The sequence below is a fragment of the Citrobacter sp. genome (genome assembly GCF_050252275.1).
Classification (GTDB): Bacteria; Pseudomonadota; Gammaproteobacteria; order Enterobacterales; family Enterobacteriaceae; genus Citrobacter_A; species Citrobacter_A amalonaticus.
In genome coordinates this window covers 1-4,193 of the sequence record NZ_JBFWLF010000358.1, presented here as the reverse complement: position 1 = coordinate 4,193, position 4,193 = coordinate 1, and the positions used below count along the sequence as shown (strand labels likewise).

4 protein-coding genes are annotated in these 4,193 nt (G+C 50.0%); all 4 read left to right on the top strand.

Going from position 1 to position 4,193, the window contains the following annotated elements; all coding sequences use genetic code 11:
- A partial coding sequence (locus AB7E14_RS21405; RefSeq protein WP_428169926.1) for an ATP-binding protein occupies positions 1 to 181 on the top strand: 181 nt, incomplete at its 5' end.
- Positions 178 to 897 carry a two-component system response regulator DcuR gene (gene dcuR / locus AB7E14_RS21400; protein ID WP_058587230.1) on the top strand — a complete coding sequence of 240 codons (720 nt, stop codon included), beginning with the start codon at positions 178 to 180 and terminating at the stop codon, positions 895 to 897. The genes AB7E14_RS21405 and dcuR, both read left to right, overlap by 4 nt.
- 635 nt (positions 898 to 1,532) lie before the next feature.
- Positions 1,533 to 2,873, top strand: a complete 1,341-nt coding sequence (gene dcuB, locus AB7E14_RS21395; protein ID WP_042999100.1) for an anaerobic C4-dicarboxylate transporter DcuB — start codon at positions 1,533 to 1,535, stop codon at positions 2,871 to 2,873.
- 76 nt (positions 2,874 to 2,949) lie between these two features.
- Positions 2,950 to 4,193 (top strand): fumarate hydratase (locus tag AB7E14_RS21390; protein ID WP_428169925.1); only part of this gene is annotated, 1,244 nt, incomplete at its 3' end.

Here is a 4,193-nt window from a genome sequence, read left to right as displayed (position 1 = left end):
CCTTGACGCTATTTTTGATAAAGGCGTCTCGTCTAAGGGAACTGAACGCGGCGTTGGTTTAGCGCTTGTTAAACAACAAGTTGAAAGTCTTGGTGGCAATATTTTTGTGGAATCCGAACCTGGCGTTTTCACACAATTTTTTGTACAAATACCTTGGGATGGGGAGAGGGCCAGCACATGATCAATGTCTTTATTATCGATGACGACGCCATGGTCGCGGAGTTAAACCGCCGCTATGTCGCACAGATCCCCGGTTTTCAGTGCTGCGGAACCGCCTCAACGCTGGAAAAAGCCAAAGAGGTTATTTTTAATAGCGATGTTCAGATTGACCTGATTCTGCTGGATATTTACATGCAGAAAGAGAACGGGCTGGACCTGCTACCGCTTCTGCATGCCGCTGGCTGCAAAAGCGATGTCATTGTTATCTCTTCTGCCGCCGATGCCATGACGATCAAGGATTCGTTGCACTACGGCGTTGTTGATTACTTAATCAAGCCGTTTCAGGCCTCACGCTTTGAGGAAGCCCTCACCAGCTGGCTGCAAAAGAAAAGGAACATGGATAAGCACCAGTATTATGAGCAGTCAGAGCTGGACCAACTGATTCACGGCAATGCGTCCAGTGAGCAGGACACCCGCCGCCTGCCGAAAGGGTTGACGCCGCAGACGCTGCGCACGCTGTGTCAGTGGATCGATGCACATCAGGATTATGAGTTTTCAACTGATGAACTGGCAAATGCGGTGAATATTTCTCGTGTCTCCTGCCGCAAATATCTTATCTGGCTGGTCAACTGTCATATTCTGGTTACCAGCATCCATTATGGCGTTACGGGCAGGCCGGTTTACCGTTACCGTATTCAGCCAGAACATTATTCTTTACTTAAGCAATATTGTCAGTAGAAGATAAATCTTAACCTTGCATTATTTCGTTATATATTGGTAACAATTATTACAATAATGAAAAAATAAAAAGGTTAAGGTTACTTCCTGCAAATTCAGAAATTGTGCCAGATCAAATATAATTGCATCATTCCACATTTTTCAATGCGTTATTATTATCCGACACGCCATTGTTTTTAATTTCAAAAACGCTAACAAAAGTTAATAAAGTATTATCCCCTGCGCAGAGTGTGTATTTTTAATCACAAAGGAGTAGTCTGGAAATAACCGGACGGATTAACAAAAACGATAAACGGTAGCAACGGAGCTCATGCTACATCTTAAGGATAAGCACACTCTGTGAGCAGATGATATGTTCATGTTTTTCATAAAGATACAAAAAATAGCCCGAACCTGCCTCTGCTCTTCTTTTTCAACACTGCCCATCGCCAGAGAGTCGTGCTCTCTGAAAACAGCCTGAAAAAAACGATAAGAGTTTTCCTGTCCTTAGGAATAACGTTATTCGATGTTTAAAAACTAATCGCACTTTCAGACGAAACGAATATTAGCCAGGCTCTGCGCCCATTACACAAAAAACAGAACATGGCTGTGATCCATTTATCAAAATTGACTGGTTTTATCGCGAGGGTAAATAAATGCTATTTAGTATACAACTTCTCATAATATTAATATGTTTGTTTTATGGTGCCAGAAAGGGCGGTATCGCGCTGGGTTTGTTAGGCGGTATCGGCCTGGTCATTCTGGTGTTCGTTTTCCACCTCCAGCCGGGTAAACCACCGGTTGACGTCATGCTGGTGATCATCGCTGTGGTCGCGGCCTCAGCAACGCTACAGGCCTCAGGCGGTCTGGATGTGATGTTGCAGATTGCAGAGAAACTGCTGCGCCGCAACCCGAAATATGTCTCTATCGTTGCCCCGTTTGTGACCTGTACCCTGACTATCCTGTGCGGGACCGGCCACGTGGTCTACACGATTTTGCCCATCATTTACGACGTGGCGATTAAAAATAACATCCGCCCGGAACGTCCGATGGCCGCCAGCTCCATCGGCGCACAAATGGGGATCATTGCAAGTCCGGTATCGGTGGCGGTGGTTTCTCTGGTTGCCATGTTGGGTAATGTGACGTTTGAAGGCAAACACCTCGAATTCCTCGACCTGCTGGCGATCACTATCCCGTCCACGCTGATTGGTATTCTGGCTATCGGTATTTTCAGCTGGTTCCGTGGTAAAGATCTGGATAAAGATGAAGACTTCCAGAAATTCATCTCCGTACCGGAAAACCATCACTACGTGTATGGCGATACCGCTACGCTGCTGGACAAAAAGCTGCCGAAAAGCAACTGGCTGGCGATGTGGATCTTCCTTGCCGCCATTGCTGTCGTCGCTATCCTGGGTGCCTTCTCTGAACTTCGCCCTTCATTCGGTGGCAAAGCGCTGTCGATGGTGCTGGTTATCCAGATGTTCATGCTGCTGACCGGCGCGCTGATTATTATCCTGACCAAAACCAATCCCGCTTCAATCTCTAAAAACGAAGTCTTCCGTTCAGGTATGATCGCGATTGTGGCGGTGTACGGTATCGCCTGGATGGCGGAAACCATGTTCGGCGCGCACATGACAGAAATCGAAGGTGTGCTGGGTAACATGGTGAAAGAGTATCCGTGGGCCTATGCGATTGTTCTGCTGCTGGTGTCAAAATTCGTTAACTCTCAGGCAGCGGCGCTGGCGGCTATCGTTCCGGTCGCGCTGGCGATTGGCGTTGACCCGGCCTACATCGTGGCGTCTGCCCCGGCGTGCTACGGCTACTACATTCTGCCGACCTATCCGAGCGATCTGGCCGCCATTCAGTTCGACCGTTCAGGTACCACCCGCATTGGTCGCTTCGTCATCAACCACAGCTTTATTCTCCCGGGTTTGATTGGCGTGAGCGTCTCCTGCGTCTTTGGCTGGATCTTTGCTGCCATGTACGGATTCCTGTAAAGGTCTCCCGCGTGCCGTCCGTCACCGGGCGGCACGTCACTTATGATATTAAAAGAAATCAATAGGCTGGAAGCACATGTCAAATAAAGCGTTCTTCTATCAGGCACCTTTCCCGATGGGGAAAGACGAAACAGAGTACTACCTGCTCACTTCCGATTATGTCAGCGTGAGTGAGTTTGAAGGTGAGTCCATACTGAAGGTTGAGCCGCAAGCCCTGACGCTGCTGGCGCAACAAGCCTTTCACGATGCCTCCTTCATGCTCCGCCCCGAACATCAGCAACAAGTCGCCTCCATTCTTCATGACCCCGAAGCCAGCGAAAACGATAAATACGTTGCCCTGCAATTCCTGAGAAACTCTGAAATCGCCGCCAAAGGCATTCTGCCGACCTGTCAGGATACCGGCACGGCCATTATCATGGGGAAAAAAGGCCAGCGTGTCTGGACTGGTGGCGGTGATGAAGCGGCGCTGTCAAAAGGGGTGTACAACACCTATATCGAAGACAATCTGCGCTATTCGCAAAACGCCGCGCTGGATATGTACAAAGAGGTGAATACCGGTACCAACCTGCCGGCACAGATCGACCTCTACACCGTCGATGGTGATGAGTATAAATTCCTGTGCGTAGCGAAAGGCGGCGGTTCCGCCAACAAAACTTACCTGTACCAGGAAACCAAAGCGCTGCTCACCCCGGGCAAGCTGAAAAACTTCCTCGTTGAGAAGATGCGAACGCTGGGAACAGCAGCCTGCCCGCCGTACCATATCGCCTTTGTGATTGGCGGTACTTCCGCAGAAAGCACGCTGAAAACCGTGAAGCTCGCCAGCACGCATTACTACGATGCGCTGCCGACCGAAGGCAACGAGCACGGTCAGGCGTTCCGTGATACACAACTGGAACAGGAACTGCTGGAAGAGGCGCAAAAACTCGGTCTTGGCGCGCAGTTTGGCGGTAAATATTTCGCCCACGATATCCGCGTGATCCGCCTGCCGCGTCACGGTGCCTCCTGTCCGGTCGGCATGGGCGTTTCCTGCTCGGCGGATCGTAACATCAAAGCCAAAATCAACCGCGAAGGGATTTGGATCGAAAAACTGGAGCACAACCCAGGCCAGTACATCCCGGAAGCGTTGCGTCAGGCCGGTGAAGGCGAAGTGGTGAAAGTTGACCTCAACCGCCCGATGAAAGAGATCCTGGCACAGCTTTCACAGTACCCGGTTTCCACCCGTCTGTCGCTGACCGGAACCATTATCGTCGGTCGTGATATTGCGCATGCGAAGCTGAAAGAACGTATCGACTCTGGCGAAGGGTTGCCGCAGTACATTAA

Coding starts and splice junctions, on each gene's coding strand:
- dcuR (WP_058587230.1), top strand. CDS start 178: ATGATCAATGTCTTTATTATCGATGACGACGCCATGGTCGCGGAGTTA.
- dcuB (WP_042999100.1), top strand. CDS start 1,533: ATGCTATTTAGTATACAACTTCTCATAATATTAATATGTTTGTTTTAT.